Origin of the sequence: Alteromonas sp. MMG017 (assembly GCF_018100795.1) — a bacterium.
Lineage (GTDB): Bacteria > Pseudomonadota > Gammaproteobacteria > Enterobacterales > Alteromonadaceae > Alteromonas.
This window is the reverse complement of sequence record NZ_JAGJDY010000019.1, coordinates 1-23,438: the sequence shown is the minus strand read 5'-3', so window position 1 is coordinate 23,438 and position 23,438 is coordinate 1. Positions and strand designations below refer to the sequence as shown.

General features: G+C 40.3%; 18 protein-coding genes and 1 pseudogene. 6 read left to right on the top strand and 13 right to left on the bottom strand.

The features are described from left to right. Window positions 1–23 precede the first annotated feature (23 nt). Window positions 24–938: a LysR family transcriptional regulator gene (locus J8L84_RS19860; RefSeq protein ID WP_211072216.1), complete on the top strand. Its 915-nt coding sequence runs from the start codon at window positions 24–26 to the stop codon at window positions 936–938. 83 nt (window positions 939–1,021) lie between these two features. On the opposite strand, the gene J8L84_RS19855 is transcribed toward J8L84_RS19860, so the two are convergent. From J8L84_RS19855 to J8L84_RS19795, 13 genes are all read right to left on the bottom strand, one after another. Further along, window positions 1,022–3,403 carry an Ig-like domain-containing protein gene (locus J8L84_RS19855; RefSeq protein ID WP_247670901.1) on the bottom strand — a complete coding sequence of 794 codons (2,382 nt, stop codon included), beginning with the start codon at window positions 3,401–3,403 and terminating at the stop codon, window positions 1,022–1,024. 229 nt (window positions 3,404–3,632) lie between these two features. Next, window positions 3,633–4,820 (bottom strand): nucleotide sugar dehydrogenase, encoded by a 1,188-nt coding sequence (locus J8L84_RS19850; RefSeq protein ID WP_211072215.1) that lies wholly within the window; start codon window positions 4,818–4,820, stop codon window positions 3,633–3,635. A gap of 300 nt (window positions 4,821–5,120) precedes the next feature. After that, window positions 5,121–6,200: a dTDP-glucose 4,6-dehydratase gene (gene rfbB / locus J8L84_RS19845; protein ID WP_211072214.1), complete on the bottom strand. Its 1,080-nt coding sequence runs from the start codon at window positions 6,198–6,200 to the stop codon at window positions 5,121–5,123. An 18-nt stretch (window positions 6,201–6,218) separates the two neighbouring features. Next, complete coding sequence (rfbD, locus tag J8L84_RS19840) at window positions 6,219–7,079, bottom strand: dTDP-4-dehydrorhamnose reductase (RefSeq protein ID WP_211072213.1); 861 nt, start codon at window positions 7,077–7,079, stop codon at window positions 6,219–6,221. 9 nt (window positions 7,080–7,088) lie between these two features. After that, a complete protein-coding gene (rfbC, locus tag J8L84_RS19835) occupies window positions 7,089–7,634 on the bottom strand; it encodes a dTDP-4-dehydrorhamnose 3,5-epimerase (RefSeq protein WP_211072212.1) in 546 nt (181 codons plus the stop codon). 68 nt (window positions 7,635–7,702) lie between these two features. Continuing rightward, window positions 7,703–8,581 (bottom strand): glucose-1-phosphate thymidylyltransferase RfbA, encoded by an 879-nt coding sequence (gene rfbA, locus J8L84_RS19830; RefSeq protein WP_211072211.1) that lies wholly within the window; start codon window positions 8,579–8,581, stop codon window positions 7,703–7,705. 3 nt (window positions 8,582–8,584) lie between these two features. Continuing rightward, a complete protein-coding gene (locus J8L84_RS19825; protein ID WP_211072210.1) occupies window positions 8,585–9,391 on the bottom strand; it encodes a sulfotransferase family 2 domain-containing protein in 807 nt (268 codons plus the stop codon). Window positions 9,392–9,401: 10 nt separating this feature from the next. Beyond that, complete coding sequence (locus tag J8L84_RS19820; RefSeq protein ID WP_211072209.1) at window positions 9,402–11,573, bottom strand: hypothetical protein; 2,172 nt, start codon at window positions 11,571–11,573, stop codon at window positions 9,402–9,404. Window positions 11,574–11,586: 13 nt separating this feature from the next. Next, the gene (locus tag J8L84_RS19815; RefSeq protein ID WP_211072208.1) at window positions 11,587–13,059 is read right to left on the bottom strand and encodes a hypothetical protein; all 1,473 of its coding nucleotides are present in this window, start codon (window positions 13,057–13,059) and stop codon (window positions 11,587–11,589) included. A 4-nt stretch (window positions 13,060–13,063) separates the two neighbouring features. Then, entirely contained in the window at window positions 13,064–16,177 is a 3,114-nt protein-coding gene (locus J8L84_RS19810) for a hypothetical protein (protein WP_211072207.1), read from the bottom strand. Window positions 16,178–16,212: 35 nt separating this feature from the next. Beyond that, the gene (locus J8L84_RS19805; RefSeq protein ID WP_211072206.1) at window positions 16,213–17,286 is read right to left on the bottom strand and encodes a GSCFA domain-containing protein; all 1,074 of its coding nucleotides are present in this window, start codon (window positions 17,284–17,286) and stop codon (window positions 16,213–16,215) included. After that, window positions 17,287–17,982, bottom strand: a complete 696-nt coding sequence (locus tag J8L84_RS19800; protein WP_211072205.1) for a hypothetical protein — start codon at window positions 17,980–17,982, stop codon at window positions 17,287–17,289. A 5-nt stretch (window positions 17,983–17,987) separates the two neighbouring features. Further along, a complete protein-coding gene (locus tag J8L84_RS19795; RefSeq protein ID WP_211072204.1) occupies window positions 17,988–19,121 on the bottom strand; it encodes an NAD-dependent epimerase/dehydratase family protein in 1,134 nt (377 codons plus the stop codon). A 214-nt stretch (window positions 19,122–19,335) separates the two neighbouring features. Between J8L84_RS19795 and J8L84_RS19790 the strand changes: the two genes are divergently transcribed. The 5 genes and pseudogenes from J8L84_RS19790 to J8L84_RS19770 form a co-directional block, all read left to right on the top strand. Further along, the gene (locus J8L84_RS19790) at window positions 19,336–20,040 is read left to right on the top strand and encodes a hypothetical protein (RefSeq protein WP_211072203.1); all 705 of its coding nucleotides are present in this window, start codon (window positions 19,336–19,338) and stop codon (window positions 20,038–20,040) included. A 22-nt stretch (window positions 20,041–20,062) separates the two neighbouring features. Then, the gene (kdsA, locus tag J8L84_RS19785) at window positions 20,063–20,905 is read left to right on the top strand and encodes a 3-deoxy-8-phosphooctulonate synthase (protein ID WP_211072202.1); all 843 of its coding nucleotides are present in this window, start codon (window positions 20,063–20,065) and stop codon (window positions 20,903–20,905) included. A 1-nt stretch (window position 20,906) separates the two neighbouring features. Then, window positions 20,907–21,671 carry a 3-deoxy-manno-octulosonate cytidylyltransferase gene (gene kdsB, locus J8L84_RS19780; RefSeq protein ID WP_211072201.1) on the top strand — a complete coding sequence of 255 codons (765 nt, stop codon included), beginning with the start codon at window positions 20,907–20,909 and terminating at the stop codon, window positions 21,669–21,671. A gap of 8 nt (window positions 21,672–21,679) precedes the next feature. Next, window positions 21,680–22,612 (top strand): KpsF/GutQ family sugar-phosphate isomerase, encoded by a 933-nt coding sequence (locus tag J8L84_RS19775; RefSeq protein WP_211072200.1) that lies wholly within the window; start codon window positions 21,680–21,682, stop codon window positions 22,610–22,612. A gap of 483 nt (window positions 22,613–23,095) precedes the next feature. Beyond that, window positions 23,096–23,341: pseudogene (locus tag J8L84_RS19770) on the top strand (transposase); the annotation flags it as partial. Window positions 23,342–23,438: the final 97 nt, after the last annotated feature.

The window sequence follows — 23,438 nt, the reverse complement described above, 5'->3', positions numbered from 1 at the left end:
AGTTCATCGTAAAAACCTTACTTATGCATCACCTCAACTATCATCATCTTTACTACTTCTATTTAGTGGCTCGCGAAGGCAGTATTGCGCAAGCTGCTAAGTTACTTCACGTTACTCCTCAAACTGTCAGTGGGCAACTAAGTACCTTTGAGAATCAAATTGGCTACCCTCTTTTCGATAGAGTGAATAAGCGCCTATATTTGAATGATAAAGGGAAAGTAAGCTTTCAATATGCCAGTGAGATATTTCATAAAGGCCATCAGCTAGCAGAAATACTAAATGCTGGTGATGAAATAAATACTAAAGAATTTGTAATTGGTATTACTAATGGCATTCCTAAAGTGCTTTTTTATGACTTCGTTCATGACACGATGCGCAATTTTGCTGACGTTAAATATGTGATTAAAGAAGACAGCTTCGATGGGCTTATTAAAGAACTCGCAATTAACGCGATTGATTTCATTGTGGCCGATAGGGGTATTGCGCCGGGTTCACAAGTAAGTGCTAACAGCCACTTTCTTGGAGAAAGTGCGCTTAGCTTTTTTGCTAAAGCCCCCCTTCCCAGTAACCAGACCTTTCCCGAGTGCTTAAATTATATGCCATTGCTGATTCAAGGGAATACGTCGGGTATACACCACGCGTTAACGAGCTGGCTAGAAACGGAACAACTCTATCCAAAGATAGTAGCAGAGTTTGATGACACTGCACTGCTAAAGCTGTTTGGTAGCGAGAACTTCGGGGTATTTTGCGCACCAGCAGCCATATCAAGTCATGTTGAAACCCAATATGGTGTTTGCTGTATTGGGCAGGCTCATTCACTGAATGAAAGGTATTATGCTATTACGGGGAAAAGTCGCGTAGATTTTACTATTACTGAATCTATTATTGGGGCTGCGCGCATTATTTTAGGTTACTCACAAAAGCCTATAGGTGCTTAGTTGAAGTAAGCTTTGAGGTTTTGAAAACAAAAAAAGCCGAGCATGTGCTCGGCTTAAGTCATAGTCCAAATACCAACATAGTTCTATTGATCAAGCTTAAGTGATGAAACTGAACGGTTGCTCTGTGAGTCTGGAGTATTGAGGCCATTAATTTCCGTATTCGCCCAAATCTCTGGATAAGCTTCCTCTAAGTTTAGTGGCATAAAGAAGTTAAGCCTTGGAACCGTACCAATTGGTTCATCGCTGTAACCATCGCTATAGTTAATGGTACCTACTTGATATTCAATGGTAGCCATTAAGCCCGAGTCTGTCACACCAAGTAAGTCCCACTTAAGACGACGCTGAAAGACGAATGCACTATTCTCTCTAAGACCATTTAGTGTTAAAAGGTCACCCTCTTTCTGCCACTGAAAGTCATAAAGCGCGCGGTCATCTGCAAAACGAGAGACCGGTGCGTCTGGTTCAAAATAATCTATCTCGGCAAAAACCCTACCGCCAGTACCATCACTATCAAAGTAGTAACTCCACAAATCTTCCGCTAGTGGTAAATCATTAACAAAAAGCGAAGCATTCAAGGTAGAAGCCCAAACCATTGGGGGCGTAGACGTTACATCAAAATTTTCAGGTAAACTGAAGTCGATACTATGCATATCAGCCGCATACTTTATTACGTTTCCGGCCTCTTCATATTCGTACACAGCAATTAAGTAGTCATTCTGCTTTTTGAACGGTGTTACTGTAAATGATTTACCATTTACAGATAAACTAATTGTACCGCTGTCGAAAGACCAACTGCCCTGAGTACCAAACAAACGAGAAGTGACCGTGTTGTCATCGTTAAAAGTAAGGTAATCGCTTATCATACCTTCCATAGAAATCGGGTTACCTTCTGAGTCGTTTAAGCTGTACTCAAACTCACTGTTATAAGCGACTACCCAAGGAGATGCCAACACGTCTTCGCGAGAAAGTGAAATGGCTTCAGAAGTATCACTGTAAATGGAGGTGTAAGTTTGAGGATACTCTGTGACAAACTTAGGCGCTCCATAACTTTCATCAACTGCTGGCGTTATCGTTAGCTCTATCACTTGTGAAACGTGGGCAATCGCATTACCCCCATTTTCGTACACTAATTCGAAACTCTCAGAAACTGGTTTTTTTTCTATTCTCCATTGCGCAGAGTAACCTTCTTCATCTGCAGCAAGAATTTGCAACACTGTTTCTTCATCGAAATATTCAAGATAGCTCGAAGGACTTGGAGGAAATTCAAGGCTTGGAGTGGCATCGGTATTCGCCACGACAAGCACACCATCATCTACCGACCAACTAACACTGTCTGAAAAAATATTGTAGTAGTTTTCGGCTGACGACTTGCTTCCTGTTCCATCGTCATTGAATGTATAAACAGCCGAACCTTTAGTCGCTAGGTAGGCTCCAGCGCTATAGGTTGCAAAGGTTTTGCCGGCTATCGATGATTCACTGTAGCTTTGTTGAAGCGTGTCATCTTCTAATGTTTCAACTCGGGCAGTGTTAATTGCATCGGCGTACGCATCGGCATAGGTACCGTCTTCGTTTATCAGCCCTAAACCAATTAAATAGACACGAATGGTAGTGAGAATATTTTCTTCACTGTCGGCAAAGAATGAAACCGTATCTGTACCATCAGGTAACGAAAAGTCATCATTGTCAGCAAGTACCTTTATAAAGCTTGCAAGGCCTAACACTTTTTCAAAATCGGCTTCAGCGACGTACACGTCAAAGCTTGCTTCCCCACCGTCGTTTACGTACTCAGTGTACATAATAGAAAGCGCGGTGCTTACATGGGTGATTTTACTTTCTAAGAGCAGTGCATCCGAAAGCTCAGTCGTATCGTTTTCACTTGCAAGCGCTCTTAAATCTAAGAAGTCACCCAACCGCGATACTAAACTTACATGAGCCTGATCACCCACCCCGTTAGCGTTAAGCACTAAGTAACCAGGGTCTTCACTTACCAGAATTGGGAGAGAATATGTACCGTTGCTATCAGTAGCTGCACTCGCTACAACATCACCGTTATCGTTGGTAGCAGTAACCTCTCCGTTATTTATAGGAGCGTCAGTGGCAATACCAGTAATTGTGACAGACTGTTGATTTGTGATGGTAACCGTTGAACTTGTTGATAATTCACCATCAGTTACTTCATACGAAAAGCTTACATCGCCCATGGCTTGAGCTGATGGCGTGTAAACCAATGTATTGTTCGTAATAACGACGTCACCAACATCAGGCGTACCGACAGCAGAAATGGTAAGCGCATCACCATCTGGATCGCTATCATTTGCTAATACATCAACGGTAATCACTGAGTCGTTCAGTGTGGTTGCAGCATCAGCAGTGAGAATAGGCGCTTGGTTTTTTTCGTCAGAACCACCACAGGCAGAAAGAAGAGCTGCACTTACAACAAGCGCAATAAGACTTTTTTTCATCATTTAATGTCCTTATCAATTTTTATAGTTTTTTTAACAATACCATTTAATTTCCAAAGCATAATAACCTAAGAAAATTCGAAATGCATTGCTAAAAGTATCGTCTTTAAAAACCGTAATGACAGGTAAAAGAACGGCAAAAAGTGGTAAGTGTAAGATAATGCGAATATTGAAAACAAAAAAACCAGCGTTAACGCTGGTTTTTGTGGGCTATTAATTTTTTGTAAAAGTACTAGTCAGCGCCAAATAAATCACGGCTGTATACTTTCTCTAATACGTCTTCAATGTCATCAGTTACGCGGTTAGCCACAATAACGTCAGAAATAGATTTAAACTCTTCTAAATCTTTAATTACGCGTGAGTTGAAGAAATCATCTTCGGTGATAACAGGCTCATATACCACAACCTCGATACCTTTCGCTTTAATACGCTTCATGATGCCTTGAATTGCACTTGCTCTGAAGTTATCAGATCCAGACTTCATAATTAGGCGGAAGATACCCACAACCTTAGGCTGACGACTCACAATAGAATCGGCGATAAAATCTTTACGAGTGCGGTTAGCATCTACAATAGCCTGAATCATGTTGTTAGGCACTTCACTGTAGTTAGCTAGCAACTGTTTAGTGTCTTTCGGCAAGCAGTAGCCACCATAACCAAAGCTTGGGTTGTTGTAGTGATCGCCAATTCGCGGATCTAGTCCAACACCTTCAATGATTTGTTTAGAATTTAAGCCACTACGCTCTGCATAGCTGTCTAGTTCGTTGAAGTAAGCGACACGCATAGCTAAGTAAGTATTAGCAAAAAGCTTGATGGCTTCAGCTTCGGTACTGTGAGTGAAAAGAATGTTAATGTCTTCTTTAATCGCACCTTGCTCTAATAACGCTGCGAATGTTTTTGCGCGTTCGCTTTGCTCACCCACAATAATACGGCTTGGGTACAAGTTATCATAAAGAGCTTTACCTTCACGCAAGAACTCAGGCGAGAAGATGATATTTTCAGTACCATGACGCTCTTTTGCTTCAACAGTGAAACCTACTGGTACGGTAGACTTAACCACCATTACCGCATTAGGATTAACGCGCATCACTTCTTTTATTACCGCATCTACTGAGCTGGTATTGAAGTAATTGGTTTGCGCATCGTAATCGGTAGGCGTGGCAATAATAACAAACTCGGCGTCTTTATAAGCAAGTTCAGTATCTAACGTGGCTTTAAGATTAAGCTGCTTGTTCGTTAAGTATTCTGTAATTTCTTTATCTTCAATAGGAGACTTTTTGTCGTTTAGAAGATCCACTTTCGCCGATACTACATCTACCGCAATCACTTCATTGTGCTGTGCTAGTAATACTGCATTAGATAAACCAACGTAGCCTGTGCCTGCAACGGCTATCTTTAAACTTTTCGACGTATTATCCATTTACTTTATCTCCAATTCTTTTAGGTATAACAATACAAATAAGATTCAATCTGAACATTGTGCATGAGTTTTTTGAAATAATCATGAAATTGCATCATAAAGGTGCCTAATGACCTCGAATGCCAAATTTCTGTAGAGCTTGAGCACGCATTTTTCAAAAAAATCGTAATTTAGCGTTAACAAAGCAATATACGCGCCTAATATTAAATTTGTATTTATTAGTGCTTAATAACAACAAAACCCTACTATCTTTTCATAGCAGGGTTCATAACGCTTTTCGATTGTATTGAGTGTTAACGTTTACTCGCCAGCCCCCAAGCGTTCACCTTGATAACTGCCATCAAGCACGGCTTTCCACCAGCCTTCGTTACTTAAATACCATTCAACGGTTTTGCGAATACCGCTTTCAAAGGTTTCTTGTGGTGACCAGCCTAACTCGCGCTCAATTTTAGATGCATCGATAGCATAACGCATATCGTGACCAGGGCGGTCTGCCACATAAGTGATTTGCTCTGAATACTTGCTGTCTTTTGGCTGAACATCATCCAAGATGTCGCAAATTGTATTCACTACTTCAATATTTTGCTTTTCGTTATGGCCGCCAATGTTATAGGTTTCGCCAATTTTTCCTTCAAGAGCAACTAGCACCAATGCACGGGCATGGTCTTCCACATACAACCAATCTCGTATTTGATTACCTTTACCGTATACTGGTAGCGGCTTGCCAGCTAGGGCATTCAAAATAACTAAAGGAATCAGCTTTTCAGGAAAGTGATACGGGCCATAATTGTTCGAACAGTTGGTTACCAGTGTAGGTAGCTTGTAAGTACGTAGCCATGAACGCACCAACTGATCGGAAGACGCCTTACTTGCAGAATAAGGTGAGCTTGGCGCATAAGGGGTAGTTTCAGTGAATAGAGGTAATTCTGTACCCTCTTCTACTTCATCTGGATGTGGAAGGTCGCCATATACTTCATCAGTTGAAATATGGTGGAATTTAAAGCCTTCCTTTTTCCCTTCATCAAGCGTTGACCAATAAGCACGAGCCTGCTCAAGCAAGGTGTAAGTACCTACTACGTTGGTTTGAATAAACTCGCCTGGGCCGTCAATTGAACGGTCCACATGAGATTCAGCCGCCAAGTGCATAATGATGTCAGGTTGATGGGTATTGAGAACTGCTTTTACGCCGTCGGCATCACAAATATCGACTTGTTCAAACGCATACCGCTCGTTATCTGATACAGATAAAAGCGATTCTAAGTTACCCGCATAGGTAAGCTTATCTAAATTAACTACTTTATGTTCTGTATCATTAATAAGATGGCGAACAACTGCCGAGCCAATAAACCCTGCCCCACCGGTTACTAAAATTGTTTTCATACGTGTATTACTCAATAATTATGCTTTCAATTCATCCATCATGGCAGACAATTGAGTACGCCAATGTGTAAGATTAAGTGATGAAAAAGTATCTCGTGTGCTGGTCTTATCTAGCACGCTGTAGTGCGGTCGTGAAGCCGGCGTTGGGTACTGAGAAGAAGGAATAGGCAATACTGGAATAGCCGAAGATAACAAACCTTTTTCAATGCCAAGTTCTTGAATGGCTAGTGCGAAATCGTACCAACTTGCAACACCTTCATCCGTCCAGTGATATACACCTTGGGTTTTATTCTGCGCTGCACTTACGCACACTTCTGCCAACCCTTTGGCCCACGTAGGGGTGCCAATTTGGTCGTCAATAACTGACAACTGCGGTTTGTCTGCCATTAAACGAAGCATGGTTTTAACGAAGTTATTCCCATGAGATGAATACACCCACGCGGTACGAATTAAGCAACTTGAGTTAGGCAGTAAATCAAGCAAGGCCTTTTCGCCATCGGCTTTGGTTTTACCGTAAACCCCTTGAGGCTCGATAGTGTCATCTGTGAGATAAGGCGAACCTTTATGGCCGTTAAATACGTAATCGGTAGACACATGCACTAAAAATGCACCCGACCGCTTACAGTACTTTGCTAAGTTTTCAACGGCTGTCGCGTTTATTGCGTGGCATAAATCAACGTCGTCTTCTGCTTTATCTACCGCTGTATAAGCTGCTGCGTTAATAATAACGCTTGGCGCTAGTTTGCTTAGCGTTTCAGATAGTACAGATTCGTTGGTAATGTCAGTATCTTCAGGGCCCAAACAAATAGTGTCTTCACCTAGAATACGAACCAATTCATACGACAACTGGCCAGCATTGCCAATAACTACAATACTCATGTTTAATCCTTAAAACGTAGGGGCATCAACGAACGCGACGCCATTTTCATCTTTTCCAGATAAAGACGGCTTTTCACCATTAACTAGTGGCCAATCGATGTTTAAAGTAGAGTCGTCAAACTTAACCGACACTTCTGATTCTGGGTGATAGTAGTCTGTGCATTTATATACGAACTCAGCAGATTCACTGGTTACATAAAAACCGTGAGCAAAACCTGCAGGCACCCATAGTTGACGCTTATTTTCAGCCGACAGTAAAACTCCTACCCACTTTCCATAAGTCGATGAGCTTTTACGCATGTCTACGGCAACATCATATACTTCGCCGCTGACTACGCGAACCAATTTTCCTTGGGTCTGCTCTAACTGGTAATGCAAACCACGAAGAATACCTTGGCTACTTTTTGAATGGTTGTCTTGCACAAATTCAACATCTGCACATTCTTTTTTGAACCAGTCGGTGCGGAAGGTTTCTAGAAAGAAACCGCGCTCGTCGCCAAATACTTTTGGCTCGATAATTTTAACGTCTGGGATGTCTGTTTCTATTGCTTGCATGTTTTACTTAATTCCGTAGATGGAGATGTGAACACTATCACTTTAACTTAATGACCGTTGGCTGATAATTATTTGACTCGATCGTTAATCACTTTGAGTAAATAATCACCATAGCCACTTTTTTTCAATGGAGCTGCTAGCTTTTCGAGTTGTTCAGCGTTTATATAGCCCATTCTAAAAGCGACTTCTTCAGGGCAACAAACCTTTAAGCCCTGGCGCTTTTCAATAGCAGCAACAAAGTTTGCTGCATCAAGTAATGAATCCAACGTTCCCGTATCAAGCCAAGCAGAGCCTCGGCCCATTAGCTCAACCTTTAAGCTGCCATCTTGCAAGTAAAGATTATTAAGGTCGGTTATTTCTAGTTCACCACGATGTGACGGCTTAACTTCTTTAGCAAAATCTACCACGCGATTGTCATAATAATATAAACCAGTCACCGCATAATTGGATTTTGGCGTTTCTGGCTTTTCCTCAATCGACAGCGCGTTCCAGCTTTCATCAAAATCGACCACGCCATAGCGTTCTGGGTCATGAACATGATAACCAAATACCGTCGCACCATGCTCTTGCTTAAATGCTTTTTGAAGCGAGAGCTTTAGATCATGCCCATAATAGATGTTATCACCTAAGACTAATGAACAACTATCGTTACCAATGAACTCCTCTCCAATTATAAATGCCTGTGCCAAACCATCGGGCGATGGTTGAGAAGAATATTGTATGTTCAGGCCTAGAGACGAACCATCGCCAATAAGGTCGATGAAACGTTGCTGCTCTTCAGGAGTAGTTATAATCAGAATATCTCGGATACCAGACATCATCAGTGTGGTAAGCGGGTAGTAGATCATAGGCTTGTCGTAAACAGGCATCAATTGCTTGCTAACCACTTTGGTTAGCGGATGTAGTCTAGTGCCGGAACCACCAGCCAATATAATTCCTTTTCTCATTCCTTATTGTCCTCTTTTAAATAGGAAATATCTTTGACCAAAATGCTTTTCATATGTATCAAAGTCTTCTTTGTAAATGTCCTCGACCAAAGCCTTCGCTTCTTCACAATACATACTTTCGTACTGAGGCAAATTACTTTTTTGCTTCATTGCATTGAGGACTCTGATACTTGTTCGAGAAAAACATTCATCATGGCTCGATTGTGAACTTTGCACTGAATGTTTGGTGTAGAGACGTGCATCTACAACATCTAAGATTTTTTTGTTTTTTAGAGTATTAGCAGCCTCTTCAAAGCACTCAACACTGAATACTTCACTGTACTCTTCGAAAACCCAAAACGCACTTTGTGTTTTCCAATGATGGTCTCTATTCCTATCTGTTTGACGCTTTATATTTTTCAAAAAACGTAGAAAGTTCATATTGAGGATATTAAAGTCGACATATTGGCTTTCAATGAACCGAACTGACAAATTTGACAAACTAACAAATTTATCTAAAAAAGTACTGGCAATTCTGCGATATGGACACCTTAATACAATGAAGGAATAATCGACAGATACCAGTTCACGAAGGTTTGCGACAAAACTAGAGTTGTTCTGATGTATCCAGTTGTGCTGAGATGGGACATCAGTTACTACCCCGTTAGCGACGGCTAGACTGAGTCTCAATGTTGAACAAGCATTTTTAGGTATGTAACTGTATATTGCATTCGCACCGTAAATATTCAACGCATGACTTACAGCAAAAGTATGATCAGTATTCTCTGAAAGTTGGCAATCGAATCTGCCTGCAAATTTTAATTTATTCATAAATAATTAACTATTTATCTGTTAGACGTTGAAACATTGTCATCACCTGCTTAGTCAGTGTATTCACATTGTAATAGCTTTCTAACTTTTGCTGGGCTTTTTTGAGTTGTTTGTAGTGTGCCGCGGGACTCTCGATAAGTGCTTTAAGACCGTCATACCATTGTTCGTTATTTTCGGCCAAGATTGCACATCCATCTGCACCACAGTCATCGTATACTGTATTTTTCGTCGCAACAACTGCAGCACCAATTGACGTATACTCGACCCACTTCGTATTCGCTTTAACCTTGTTGAACTCATCAACGACTAAGGGGCAAATTCCAATATCCCAGCTAAGATCAGCAAAAGTTTCAAGGAATAGCTTATAGTCCCTAACTGGCTCAATCATAATAATTCGTTCACCGAACGACTTTAATTTTTCAGGCTTTGGTATGGTACCGAACATTGAAAACGTTGTTTCTGGATATTCATTCAAGATTCGTACGATGGCGTCCAGCACGGTATCCAAGTCATGGGAATGGTCAAATCCCATATAGCCTAGCTTTTTAACTTTCCGTTCGTAAGCTGGAACAGCGACATCGGCTGAACAATAGATATCTCCGCTAACCATTCTATTTTGTACGGATTGAGCTTCGAATTTTTTCAACAGAGGTTGGGTTGAACAGTAAACTAGATCCGCGTGATCGAGTAAGTATCTCACTGTTTTAACGCGTTGAGGGGAGTTATGCTGTTCAAATTTAGCTCTGCCTAACGAAAGCGGTACATTTAGTAAGTCGTCGTCAATATGGAACAAAACAGGTACATTATTTTGCAAAGCCCAAAGCCTTACTGAGACAGCATGTGGCCCACTATATCGACAGAATACAATCTTACTGGGTCGAAATTCGTCTAATCGTCTAACCACGTACCGTTGGGAAATTGAAGCGCTTGCAAGGCCGCCAAACTCATCTTTGAGCTCTTTCTCTGTTAAGTATTCACATAACATATCTCCGCGCTCTACTAACGTCCGCAAAGGTTTAATGAAGCTCAATTGCAAAGTAGGTATCATATCATTGGCTATGAATAACACTTTCTCTTCCGAAGTCTCACCATGCTTTTCATTAGTCGTGAGCGAATTCATTATGAGGTTCACAAAGTTTTTTGCACCCTCCCTCGCATTCAGAATAAGTCCACTATTTTCAAGAAATACTTTTTGTTTAGCTAGAAAATATTCTGGGTTGCTCTCAGCTCTTTGAGAAAATAGCTCCATTTCCTTAGCATTTGAAATTGTCTCTAACCCTCTATAATTTGAGTGATCCATCACTCCTTGCTCATCAACCCAAACCGCAACGGGTATTTTCGCATAGAGCATATCGATTAAGATCGACGAAGGTGCGGAAACTCCAAATGTAAAAGAGCTTAGATCAACTTTATATATTGGTTCATTATTTATGACTGCATTCTTGGGCAACTTTACTTTGTTTTTCAGCACATATTGGCCACCAGGATGTGGACGCAAAGTAACCTTTTTCTTCTGACTAGCCACTGCAGAGCAGAATGATTCGAATGTTGCCATAAACTCATTTTTCAAATCACCTGAGGCCGACATTCTTACCGAATGTAGGTTTTCGCAAATGAGGCCTGTCCTTTCATTACAGCGATCGGAAAGTGGAGGTTCATTAAGAACAAAAGTAGGACCAAATGGCAACACTTTCTGACTTTGCAAGGCGGATATAGAAGGTAAATTTGCTGTGTCGGTCCAAGCACAAACCACATCGGCACTCCAATAAACATTGGCGCCGTAAGAGAGGTTGTGTTGTACACTTTGGGAAAAACCCACACATTCGAAACCATGCTGCAGAGTCACAGAAACATAGTCATCACTTAACATTTTGAAAATGTTATGAGTAAATCTATGTGGAGGTAAGTTCGACTCACTCGCAGCAAATACAATACCACCACTACCCTCCAATAAATGCAGAGCTTCAATCTCATCGTCTACCTGTTGAACAATAGCTCCTGTCGCTAATGCAATATCACATAGCTCACTTTGCCAACTTTTAGAAGTATCTCTAATAGTAAAGTCTTTACTCTGAATAATTGTTGGATACGAATTTTCAATTTTTGCCGCTAAATTTATCAGAGGACGAAGAATATTAACGTCCTGTAGTAAATTCATTAAGAAAATAACTTTATGTTGCACAACAGGCCTCTAATTAATAAGCGAAGAAAGATTTGCTTGTTTCTGCGTTGAGCAAAATATAGCGTTTAAAAAAGCCGTCAATTACTGATTCTGTTGCAGCTAGACTTTGTTTGTACAAATTGCTGTAGAAAAAACTGTTTTCGCCACTGCTAAAAATATTTTCTAGACCGTCCGACAACTGCAGTTTATCTTGAATTGGTTTAGAGCTTACTAAGCGGTCTGTTCGATTTTGAATATCAAGGAGAAGTTTTTGCGCGCCTTTCCCTATTGTCACAGAGAGTTTTCCATCTTTATCGTGAACAATACTGAAGACATAATTAGCTTGCTTACCAAGAGCTGGTGAAGATACACAAACCCAGCTGTAATTAATTGCGAATTTATATAGTTTTTTATCAAGATTAGAACCTAGATTAATCAATTTCACTGAATCGTCTACTCTTGCTGTCGAGGGACCAAGTTGCTTCAAAAAATTGATCAGGTTACATGTCTCATTCGAGGCGCTGGCAAACTCTGCAAATAGTGATTTGATTAAATCTTCGTTTTCTAGTGAAAACTTCAGAGAACTAGACGTCAAATGGACTATTAGTTCTTCTACATTTCTATAGATAATTGAGTGTAATTGCTCGTATAGATCGTAGCCCAATGAAAGTACCTGAGATCCCTTCGCGAGTGCTGTAACCGCCCTATTAAAAGATTTCACTTTACTAAAATTTTGAAAATTAACTGGAAGTAAAGTAACAGTAGATTCTCCCAACAATAAGCTCTCTTTTTCTTCAGTCCAAAACTGTAGGTCATATTCTATCGGTAAACGCTTCAACATTTCATACGCATCTACTGTCAAAGCTCTATGATTAGTAAGAAGGGTTAGTTTGATGTTAGGAAAAGCCTTTTTTAGTTTTCTTAATACTTGAGGGGCATACCTGACTAGATCTTGGATTCCGACATCAAAATGGGGGTTATCCCCAATGCCAAACCAAAGCACTCGTAACTCTTGATTTAAGGCAAACTCAGATTGTTTCGTATCTACTAGAGCAAGAACTTCTTGAAGTTCCTCTGGTTCAATATCAGCAGGGTCGTTCAATACGTGCATTGGCACATCATCAAAATATGATTCCAAACGACTTTTAATTTTTGTTGTAGAACAAAGCGCAAAGTTACTGAACTTAGCGAGTTCTGATAACCATTTTCGCAGACGTGTAAACCGAAAATCCTCTAAATTACTGAAGTAATCATCGAACAAATCTGGACCAACGAGTTTACCAGCAGATGATATTTCAACTGCAAGTATTACAGCTCTGAAATCATATACCTTACTAATAATATAAATATCGTCCTTAAAGTCCGTACTTCCAACAAAATCATCAATGACTTTAAAGTTTAAAGTGACATCTTGCTTCAAAAGTTGAGTACTAATACGCTCATAACGGATTCGAACGCCAGCCTGCAATAGGTATCCAGAGGAAGGTACTACAATACAAATGTTCATCTTTCTACTCCTTCCACGCTGTCGTTAAAATAGGCAGTAGTTCCTCGGCCCACTCAACATTTACAGTACAAAATTTCATCGACTCCCCCCCCACCGCAAATTTATTAGCGTTAACTATCGACATACCTTTTGAGCAAGCCGCATAACTAAACAAAAATAAACTTTGAGCTTCATCAAAAATCGATTCAACATGCTCGGTTTTATTAAGCAGTTTCAAGCTAGGAATAGCCGAATCAACATCGATAACAAGGAGCGGATGAGATGTAGACTCAACAAAAGAACTTCGGTTTAAAGCAAGACTTGAGTCTAAGACCCCAACTTTATAATTAGCATGTTCTTGAGAATGAAAGATATGATAAGAAAAGCTTATTTCTCCTAACTTTTCTTTATTCTTTTCATTATGCGTTTCAACCAACAAAGGCGCTACAATTTTAACTTCGGTATCGAGTTTCCCTACTAAAGACGACAAAGTCGACGTGTTATAAAGGTAAACATTGTCACTAAATAGCACTACAGTGCCTTTATTAATAGACGTAAATACCTTTTCCAAAACGGCATGATAAGTTTGACTGTCGCTTCTTCTATAAAGCTTGATGTCAATTCCATGCCAAGCACTAAATTGACTTATATCTAACTTCTGAGTTTCACCTACGATTAAAGATAAAGAGACGATAGTCACGCCCTTTTGACTTTGCAACATCTGTAGCACATAAGTAAACTGACTAACTAGCATCGACTTGTAGTTAATTACAACATTAATCTCTTGCGCGCTATCCACTTCGTTTTGCTCGAGTAAGTTTGCCGCCCCCAAAATGTTATTGATATGAGTTTTTGGTGCATCAACACTGAGAGCCGAAATCTCCTGCTCGAGTGTTGGTCGTGTTTTAACCGAAGCGCTCCTTCTTACGTGACGTTCTACCAAGTTAAGTTCTTGTCGACTTCTATATAGAACATGTTGAGGCTTTGTCGTTTCGTCAAAAACAAGGCCGGAAAGATAATGAAGTGAAGGAATTTCTCCAGCAAGGTATTGTGGTAATTTCTCAGGACACACTCCTAGCGTTGTGTGCAATTCAAAATTTACATCTGCTTGACTACTTGTGGAAACTTTAACATTCCAGTAGTCTTTCAACCACGTTCTGAATTCACTATCGAAAATTGGTTCAAAACCTCTAGCGTCATTTAAATCAACATTCCAAACTCTTTCCTCAGTTCGTTGAACATTCTTTATTGCACGATTCAGTTTATTGCAAAGAAACTGATATTCTAGGACAGTCTGTTTGGCATTATCAGAATAATACCCTAGTTCAATTTCGTGTAAGCCACCGTCAAGCAGTGACGGAAAGGGAACGAAAAAAACATCTATCACTAGGTTACTGCTAACTATCAAAACAGCGACTGGGCTATAAGGATTTGCTAAGGACAAATCGACATACGATGTTCCGAGCGCAGAAATCGACACGGTTTCAACGATAAACGGGTCTCTATCAGTCGCAGAGAGAGGCTTTTGAATCAATACAAAATAATATTCTTGATCGTCCTTGCATTCCAAGCCAAATCTCAATTTGTTGTGTGTTCGGTTTTGTAGCAATTTCACCTGTGGGGCTAAAAACCCAAAAGCATTTTCTTCATCAACTATTTTCTTGCAGCTAATCTCTGGAGCGAACGTGCTAAGTAGAGAAGCTGTAGTATTCGTCCATTCAAAATCCTCGATTGAATTAACGTTAGCTTCAACAGTTCGCTTAAAACCAACACGCTTGGCAATCTTAGCGTTTAGCGAATCCAAAGCTTCAGACGCTAAAGACGGCAAGTAAGTGTTATTCGAATCTACCTCGGAGATAACGACCTCTCCAAATATATCTGTTTGTGCAGACTTGGAATGAGATATTGCTCTTCGCTCAGTATTCTGAGTCAACAAATAATGGACGAGCGGGTTCATTCCACTCTCTAGCACATCTTCATGCATAGAAAGGTAATAAGAGCTGGAAAATAACGCTGATGGATCTTTCCCTTCAAACCCTCCAAATAAGTAGTAGTGTTTAGCGCATTGTGAATTCTCTAAACCAAGCTTTTTGTACTTGCGAGAGTAGAACTTAAAACAAAAGAACTTGCTACGCCCTAAAAGTTCGAGCTCGATTTTTTGACTAACTTTAAGTTTGATACTGCGCAAGTAATCGTTAATGTGACTTTCTCGCGCCTTTTCGGATAACTCGGTAACTCGCTTTTCAGACTTACCATAATTGACGTAGTGAAGATAAGGATTTATTGAACTTTGCTTGATGTCATCATATTTCTTCACATAATCTGAGGTATTGAACGAGTAACAGGGATCGAGTGAATAGTCATAATTACCAACAAGGTAATGCAAAAGAGCGTAACCTTCTGTTTTATAGAAAAATCCATAAGATCTATTAAACCAAGAAAGATCGAAATTTCCCTCTAACAAAATAGCATTAATCGCCTCCTTCCGCAGTGTAACCTCTTTCGATAGAGCATTATCGTCAAATGCAAACCTAGATGAAACACCAACAATCCTACCTTCTGATCTTCCACAAGTTAAATAATGGTAAAAGGGGTTAATCATTTCTTTTTCAACATCTGAGTTGTTCCTCAAATAATCAGAAGTCGAAAAATAAGGATTTGGGTCGAACCCTCTCTCAGAGCCAAAGACAAGATAATGAAAAGTAGCGTACTCTTTAATACTGTCGGGTAAACAGTAGTTACTTGCGTACCAATTAGCAAAAAAGCCGGAAGATTCATCGAGTAGCTTAATTATAGGAGCTTTATTTGTTCCCTTACTTATTTTCGCAATTACATCTTCTTCACTAATATAACGAGAAGACGGCACCTTAACATATCCTTTGAACCGCCCTTTGCTCAAATAGTGAACCAAAGGGTTAGTCCTGCTATTCAAATATACCCTACGATATGCTTCACCGTTAAACTTTGCGCTGGGGTCATAACCTTGTAAATGCCCATCTATAAGGTAATGCGATAACAAATCTTTTTTAGGGAGGTTAATTCCATACTCTGATGCATACCAATCTGCATCAAAAAGTGATGATGCTTTTAAACTACTGATTGCACTTTTTCTTAGAAAGCGTTTTATTCTGCTCAACATGGGCGTACTGCTTGTTGTAATGATTTAGAAAATGATTAGTTATGGCGATCTAAAAGCTCTTCGTCACACTCTACATCAATAATACTTTTGGTAGTTTGCTCAGGTAGTTCTTTCGAAACCGTAGGCGTTTTTTTAGCAAGCTTTGTGGAGTCTCTATCAGTGACGTTATTGAAAAACACTCGCATAACATGGTTTACGCCATCTTCTACAACACTACGTAAATCGTCTCCGTAATATGAACCCCTGTTGAAATTGCCTGTAATAATTTCATAAGAAGGGAAGTAAAAAACATCGTTTGATTGTCTCACGACTTCGTCAGCCGCGACCCGAAGTACTGACTTTGAATACGTCGTTGCTGTGAGTACATGTTGTCCTTGTTCCGCGGTAGCCATCAGCGGCACTGGAGAGACAGTAAATAGTACTTTTACAGAAGGATTTTTTAATCTGAGTAAACCGATAAATTCTTTGAGGTCCGAAATAATGTCAAAGACACTCTGATTATAAAATTCATAAACTTCTGGGCCAAATGTGCCACCCTCTACGCCTGGGCATATTGGGAAAACAACACCATCATCTTTGCGCCTCCAGCACTCAGTCAAACCCAATGTAAAAACAAATACATCGACTTCAGAGAACATTTCTCTAACTTTACTTAAATGAAGTTTTCTATCTTCTAATAACTCATCAACTGTTGGGTAACCGCCCACTTGTGTAGTCGGCCTGAATGGGTCTCTGAACGACCCATCTTCATGCTCCCAATATGATTCTACTGGCTCTAATAGACCAAAAGCTCTCCTAAATAATTGTAAAAGTTGTCGCGCTGTATAGATATTCCCATAGCGAGCGGAAAACAAGCCGTAGTTTTGTTCTTTTCGAATCGTATCGCTCAATAGAGGGTTTCCGGGTTCACTAACTAAATAGTTGAATCCAGAATTACTCATATGACGAGCTATATGCTGCGCAAAACAACTGCCTGCAGTAGCTACTTTACAATCTTTGGTAATAGTTAACCCAAAATCACAAACAGGTTCCACTGCTGAAACATCTTTATTAGCGACAGACTTTCGCCAAAAGCTCTTCTCGGGTAACGATTTATATGGATGTTTCATTTATAATAATCCTTCCAGCACTTTGATTACTTCTTTTCCATACTCACAATTAGCATGTGTGAAGTCCGTATCGTAAAACTCTGGCTTTAAAAAACCATCTGAATCAATAGTGCTTGAGGGCACACTCACTATTTCAACACCATGATGATTTAAACAAGATTCGAGAACACTCATTTCAAATTTCCAAAGCCCTAAGCGGTAACTTGGCGAGTTCAGAGACGCGGCGTGTATTTCCATATCACGATATTTGGTGTTTTTGCGAGCAGCGATATCCAACAAGAACTCTTGGTCGCCTTTTGGCGGAGGTGTTGATAAGTGGACGACCTTACAATTAGCGGCTTCAATCAATTCGAAGACTCGTTTGTTTGCTTCTATTTTACCCAAAAATAACTGTTTAAGTGTATTAGTAGGTATTAGATCACCGGGCCCTTCTAACTTATCATAGAAGAATGCGAAAGGTGGATTCTGCTTTAATAATCCAAATACGTTGTGTAGTGTCCCCAAGATACTTATGACTAGCAAGTCATTTTCACTGAGAGCTCTAACTTCTTCTAGTGCATCTTCAAACTCAATATCACCTAACTTACCTAACTTTAACCATTTGGCATCGATCGCTAAATTAGGAGGAAATGATCCGCTCTGCAATGCTCTATTGATCGCACTGGTGTGACTATCTCCAAAAATCTTAATTACCATACCTATTACCCCATCAAGTTCTTTTCTTTCAGCTCTTGGTTGGCTTTATCGAGTTTGTCCTCTGGGAGAGGTTGAGTATTTACCCAGTCAACAAAACGTTTCATTCCCTCTTCAAGAGAGACTTTTGGAATGTAATTGAGTACGTCTTTTAAACGAGTGATGTCAGCACAATTGTGTCTGATATCCCCGACTCGATATTGAGCAGTAACCTGAATATCCGGTTCTTTGCCAAAAGCACGTGTTAGCTGACTGGCGATATCTATTACTGTTGTAAACTCTCCTGTACCAACATTAATTATCGTATTAGGCGCCTCTTCTTTTGTGAGTGCAGCTAGAAAGGCACCAGCAACATCAGATACATGAACGAAATCGCGAGTTTCTAAGCCATCTTCAAAAATAGGCAAGTGCTTGTTCATTCTCACACGCGTTGAAAAGATAGACAGAATACCCGTGTAGGGGTTATTCAGTGATTGGCCTTCGCCATAGACGTTCTGCAAACGCAAAATGCCATAGCCGATCCCCAATGACTCGCAGCAAATGGCAATTAAATCTTCTTGTGCATATTTTGTCGATGCATAAATAGATGCTGGCTGAACTTTATCGTCTTCGCGGGTTGGAACTGGTACTAGGTCATTGCCATTCTCATCTTTGGCAGTCCATTGGTGGTTTGCTAGTTCTTCAGGAGTTCGAGGCCGTGGATAAATTCTGTTGGTTGCGCCTTGGCCGTCGGCTAAATAAGCACCCTCACCATAAACCGATCGGCTAGACGCCAATAAAACGCGTTTAATTGGAAGTTGTTCGTTAGTTATAATATCTAACATCAACGCTGTGGCTTGGCTATTAACTTGGTTATATTTCTCTATTTCGTACATCGACTGACCAGTTCCAGTCTCCGCCGCTAAGTGAACAATTCCATCAGCGTTGCTCAGCACTGATTTCATTACATCTCTATCTGTAACCGAACCTTTAACGAAATGAATGTTTGAATCAGAAATCCATAATGGGGTTTCTTGTGACTCGCCGTGAATTTGGGGCGATAAGGTGTCCAAAATAGTAACATTGAAACCGTTTTGTTGCAGAAGTGGACACAGATGGCTGCCAATAAAACCGGCGCCGCCAGTAACAAGAATATTTTTCATAGTTGATAGTTCTTCCCGAAATACAGCTTTTGTGGAAAAGCTGACTTTTTAGCTCCTAAATGTGTAAATACTCTATTACATTTTTAAAGCTGATTCGAGGAATTTCACAACTACCACGTCAAAGCAGAAGGAATACCTCACTTATTTTTTCAGTCTCATTGAAATGGATTCCTATCTTCATTACTCTCTACAAAATTATTCAAGGAGCAAAATTATGAGAAAAGTTTTTGTAGGGTACACTTCATATCAAGATGTGGTATATCAGGTTGCCAAACATTCTATAGAGAGGCACTCAGCAGACGTTAAGTGCTACCCTATTGTCCAACAAGCGTTACGAGACTTAGGGATCTATTACAGAGACGTAGATAAAAACGGTTCAACAGAGTTTTCAATTACACGTTTCCTTACCCCGTGGCTTGCTGGTCACAAAGGCTGGGTGATGTTTTGCGACAATGACGTTCTAGCTCTCACTGATGTAAATGAGTTGTTTGACCAAGCTGATAACAAGTACGCAGTAATGGTGGTAAAACATAACCATACACCATCTGATACTGTTAAATTAGACGGTCAAGTTCAAACTCAATACCCCCGAAAGAATTGGTCTTCTGTCGTTTTGTGGAATCTCGACCATCCCAAAAATCAACTTATTACACCGGACTTGGTCAACGAGATTTCTCCTCTTTACCTTCACAGATTTATGTGGCTAGAAGATCACGAAATTGGAGAGCTTTCCCTTGAGTGGAATTGGTTGGTAGACTGGTATAAAGAACCAGATAACGGAAAACCTAAGTTTCTACATTTCACAGATGGCGGTCCGTATTTTAACAATTATCAAAATTGTGATTATGCAGAGCAATGGTTGCGAGAGTATGAAATGATGACTGGTAAGCCGTTCACGCAAAAAGACATAATCGACTAGAGAATTGAGAACAATAGTTATCATGAGAATCCAAAATATTGAGATAAGCAACAACACACCATTCTGCCTATTCGGCGGAGTAAATGTTCTAGAGTCAGAGCAGTTTACGATTGATGTATGCGGTCACTATGTAGAGGTATGTAAGAAGTTGGATATCCCGCTCGTATTTAAAGCATCTTTTGACAAAGCTAACCGCTCATCAATTCATTCTTATCGTGGCCCCGGTTTAGAAAAGGGCTTAAAGATATTCACAGCAGTGAAGAAAGAATTTGGAAATATTCCAGTAATCACAGATGTACACGAGCCGTGGCAGGCCAAGCCCGTTGCTGAAATCGTTGACGTACTGCAACTGCCTGCGTTTCTTGCTCGCCAAACTGACCTCGTTGCAGCGCTTGCTGAAACAAAGAGGCCAATAAATATTAAAAAACCACAGTTTATCAGCCCTGGGCAGATGAAAAATATTGTCCACAAATTTGAAGAAATGGGGAATGACCAACTCATGCTTTGTGACCGTGGAACTCTCCATGGTTATGATAATTTGGTTGTTGATATGCTTGGATTTGGTGTCATGAAGAAAGTGACAGATAACAAGCCAATTATCTTTGACGTCACTCATGCTTTACAAACCCGCGACTCGGGTAGCGCTGCATCTGGCGGCCGCCGCGACCAAGTGTGCGAATTAGCTAGAGCCGGCATAGCTACTAAAATTGCAGGGTTATTCTTAGAATCTCACCCGAATCCAAATGAAGCTAAGTGCGATGGCCCTAGTGCTTTACCCCTAAAAATACTTGAGCCCTTCTTGACTCAGGTCAAGGCAGTAGATGACTTAGTCAAATCTTTTAGTTCACTGGATACTTCAATATAAAATGAGCGTACATATAGTAATTCCAGCCCGGTATAACTCATCTAGACTACCGGGCAAACCCTTACTCGAAATCAAAGGAAGGCCTGTTGTTTGGCATGTTTACCAGAGAGCTTTAGAGACCAACATTGAATCTGTTATTGTCGCTACGGACGACGACAGAATATATCAAACTGTAGAATCCTTTGGGTGCCGAGTCTTAATGACTAATGAGGCGCATGAAAGCGGCACAGATCGCTTAGCTGAAGTAGCAATAAAGTTAGGTTTTGACGACAACGATATTGTAGTGAATCTTCAAGGTGATGAGCCTTTAATCGACCCCAAATATATAGAAAAAGTAGTTGAGCAACTCACAACAAACCATTGGGCCGATATCTCTACTCTTATGTGCTCTATAAACTCGGTTGAGGATTTATTTAACCCTAATATAGTGAAAGTTGTCTCTGCAGAAGATTCTTCAGCCCTATACTTCAGTCGAGCCCCTATCCCATGGGAAAGGGGGAAATTCGATAAAGTAGACAGCCTCGCTAACCTGTCAATTAATGATGGAGTATATCATCGCCATATAGGTCTTTACGCATATAGGGTAAGTACACTCAAAAATTTAAGTCAATCATCTGTGTCCAAGCTAGAACAAATCGAAGCACTAGAACAATTAAGAGCTCTGCATCTCGGCAAGAAAATAGCGGTTGCTAAGGTTGATGATGCATGTCCTCACGGCGTCGATACGATAGAAGACTACGAAAGAATAAAAAGTATAATGGAATAGTATAGGTTATGGACCTTAAAGAACGAGCAAAACAGGTTTTTAAAATAGAATCCGAAGCAGTCGCTAATTTGTCGGCATTACTCACAAATGACTTCTCTGATTCTGTCTCCGCAATTTTAAATAGCAAAGGGCGCCTAATTGTTTGCGGAATGGGAAAGTCCGGTATTATAGGAAATAAAATATCTGCGACTTTAGCTAGTACCGGAACGCCTAGCTTTTCAATGCACCCAGGTGAAGCATTCCATGGCGACTTGGGCATGGTCGCCTCAGAAGATATATTTTTAGCAATATCAAACTCAGGAGAAACCGAGGAGGTTCTCAAGCTACTTCCATTTCTCAAAGACAATAAAAATCTATTGATTTCACTGACTGGAAATCCTCGCTCGACGCTAGCCTTACAAAGCGAGTACCACCTTAATATAGCGGTTCCTCAAGAAGCTTGCCCACTTAAACTTGCCCCAACAGCGTCAACTACTGCGACACTAGCAATGGGCGATGCATTAGCAATTGCATTGATGGAAGGGAGGGACTTTAGACCTGAAAATTTCGCTAGATTCCATCCTGGAGGAAGCTTGGGGCGCAAACTTCTACACAAGGTCAAAGACCAAATGGTATCAAATAACCTCCCAATTATTAATATAGATTCGCCACTGATAGATATAATCGATACCATATCAAAAGGGGAACAGGGCCTTGCTATAGTTACAAATGATGAGAGCGCTATTATAGGCCTAATTACTGATGGCGATATCAGAAGGGCTATCGAGCATCATGGCGACGGAGTATTTAAATTAAAGGCGACAGACTTAATGTCGCGTAACCCCTACACAATCGGCGTCAATGAGTTAGTCTCTTACGGTGACTTAATCATGGAAGACAAGAAGCTAAACAAATTACTTGTTGAAGACAATGGCAGATTAGTCGGTATTTTACGAAAATAATTTTTTTGCCAGATTTGTTATATCGCTCATTAAATTGAATATGGTGTCCTTCGGTGAAATGAATAAAAATTGTATTGAAAGTGATGTGATAGACTTAATTAAGAAACTTAGAAACTCAGTAGATGTATCTTCGAATTTTTCTGCGTTCGACGACCTTGTAAAAAGTAACATTCAGTTTGTAGTTGGTAATTTCAACACAAAGTGGCTCGTTTCAATATGCGATACATACGCCGACTTTGGTAATTCAGAAGAGAAAAGAAATGCACTGTATATCACGTGGTTTGTCGCCACATTAAGACTAGCTGATACTGTTATGTTAATGCACAATTCACAACTTGATACTGTACAAGTTACCAAGTTGAAAACTAGTAGGGTTCCTCTTTATGATGGCCTAAAAACTTTACATCTGGATAGGCAAGATGAATCGACCAGACTTCTCTAGACACTTAATTGCTTTATAATTATGTGTACTAAGGAGAAAAGATGTCTCAGCGATTTACAGAAGAATTTAAAATACAGGCGGTGAAACAAGTTACCGACCACGGTTATTCGGTGTCTAGCGTCTCTGAGAGGCTGGGAGTCACTAGCAGTTCTCTTTATAACTGGATAAAGATGTATGGCCCTGATAGTGAAGAACACGTTCAGTCTAAAGAGCAAACCGATCGAATTAAGCAGTTAGAGAAAGAGCTTAAACGCGTGACAATGGAACGCGACATCCTAAAGGAAGCCACTGTAGGTTCAAGTGAACATCGCAACACTCCTTTCAATCATGTGTGACGGTGTTTTAAATTTCAATGTTTTTCTTGGTCGTTCATTTAGTTGAGTG

What these genes read in the sequence shown, in the direction of transcription:
- J8L84_RS19860 (WP_211072216.1), top strand. Translation starts at nt 24, where the DNA reads ATGCATCACCTCAACTATCATCATCTTTACTACTTCTATTTAGTGGCT.
- J8L84_RS19855 (WP_247670901.1), bottom strand. Translation starts at nt 3,403, where the DNA reads ATGATGAAAAAAAGTCTTATTGCGCTTGTTGTAAGTGCAGCTCTTCTT.
- J8L84_RS19850 (WP_211072215.1), bottom strand. Translation starts at nt 4,820, where the DNA reads ATGGATAATACGTCGAAAAGTTTAAAGATAGCCGTTGCAGGCACAGGC.
- rfbB (WP_211072214.1), bottom strand. Translation starts at nt 6,200, where the DNA reads ATGAAAACAATTTTAGTAACCGGTGGGGCAGGGTTTATTGGCTCGGCA.
- rfbD (WP_211072213.1), bottom strand. Translation starts at nt 7,079, where the DNA reads ATGAGTATTGTAGTTATTGGCAATGCTGGCCAGTTGTCGTATGAATTG.
- rfbC (WP_211072212.1), bottom strand. Translation starts at nt 7,634, where the DNA reads ATGCAAGCAATAGAAACAGACATCCCAGACGTTAAAATTATCGAGCCA.
- rfbA (WP_211072211.1), bottom strand. Translation starts at nt 8,581, where the DNA reads ATGAGAAAAGGAATTATATTGGCTGGTGGTTCCGGCACTAGACTACAT.
- J8L84_RS19825 (WP_211072210.1), bottom strand. Translation starts at nt 9,391, where the DNA reads ATGAATAAATTAAAATTTGCAGGCAGATTCGATTGCCAACTTTCAGAG.
- J8L84_RS19815 (WP_211072208.1), bottom strand. Translation starts at nt 13,059, where the DNA reads ATGAACATTTGTATTGTAGTACCTTCCTCTGGATACCTATTGCAGGCT.
- J8L84_RS19810 (WP_211072207.1), bottom strand. Translation starts at nt 16,177, where the DNA reads ATGTTGAGCAGAATAAAACGCTTTCTAAGAAAAAGTGCAATCAGTAGT.
- J8L84_RS19805 (WP_211072206.1), bottom strand. Translation starts at nt 17,286, where the DNA reads ATGAAACATCCATATAAATCGTTACCCGAGAAGAGCTTTTGGCGAAAG.
- J8L84_RS19800 (WP_211072205.1), bottom strand. Translation starts at nt 17,982, where the DNA reads ATGGTAATTAAGATTTTTGGAGATAGTCACACCAGTGCGATCAATAGA.
- J8L84_RS19795 (WP_211072204.1), bottom strand. Translation starts at nt 19,121, where the DNA reads ATGAAAAATATTCTTGTTACTGGCGGCGCCGGTTTTATTGGCAGCCAT.
- J8L84_RS19790 (WP_211072203.1), top strand. Translation starts at nt 19,336, where the DNA reads ATGAGAAAAGTTTTTGTAGGGTACACTTCATATCAAGATGTGGTATAT.
- kdsA (WP_211072202.1), top strand. Translation starts at nt 20,063, where the DNA reads ATGAGAATCCAAAATATTGAGATAAGCAACAACACACCATTCTGCCTA.
- kdsB (WP_211072201.1), top strand. Translation starts at nt 20,907, where the DNA reads ATGAGCGTACATATAGTAATTCCAGCCCGGTATAACTCATCTAGACTA.
- J8L84_RS19775 (WP_211072200.1), top strand. Translation starts at nt 21,680, where the DNA reads ATGGACCTTAAAGAACGAGCAAAACAGGTTTTTAAAATAGAATCCGAA.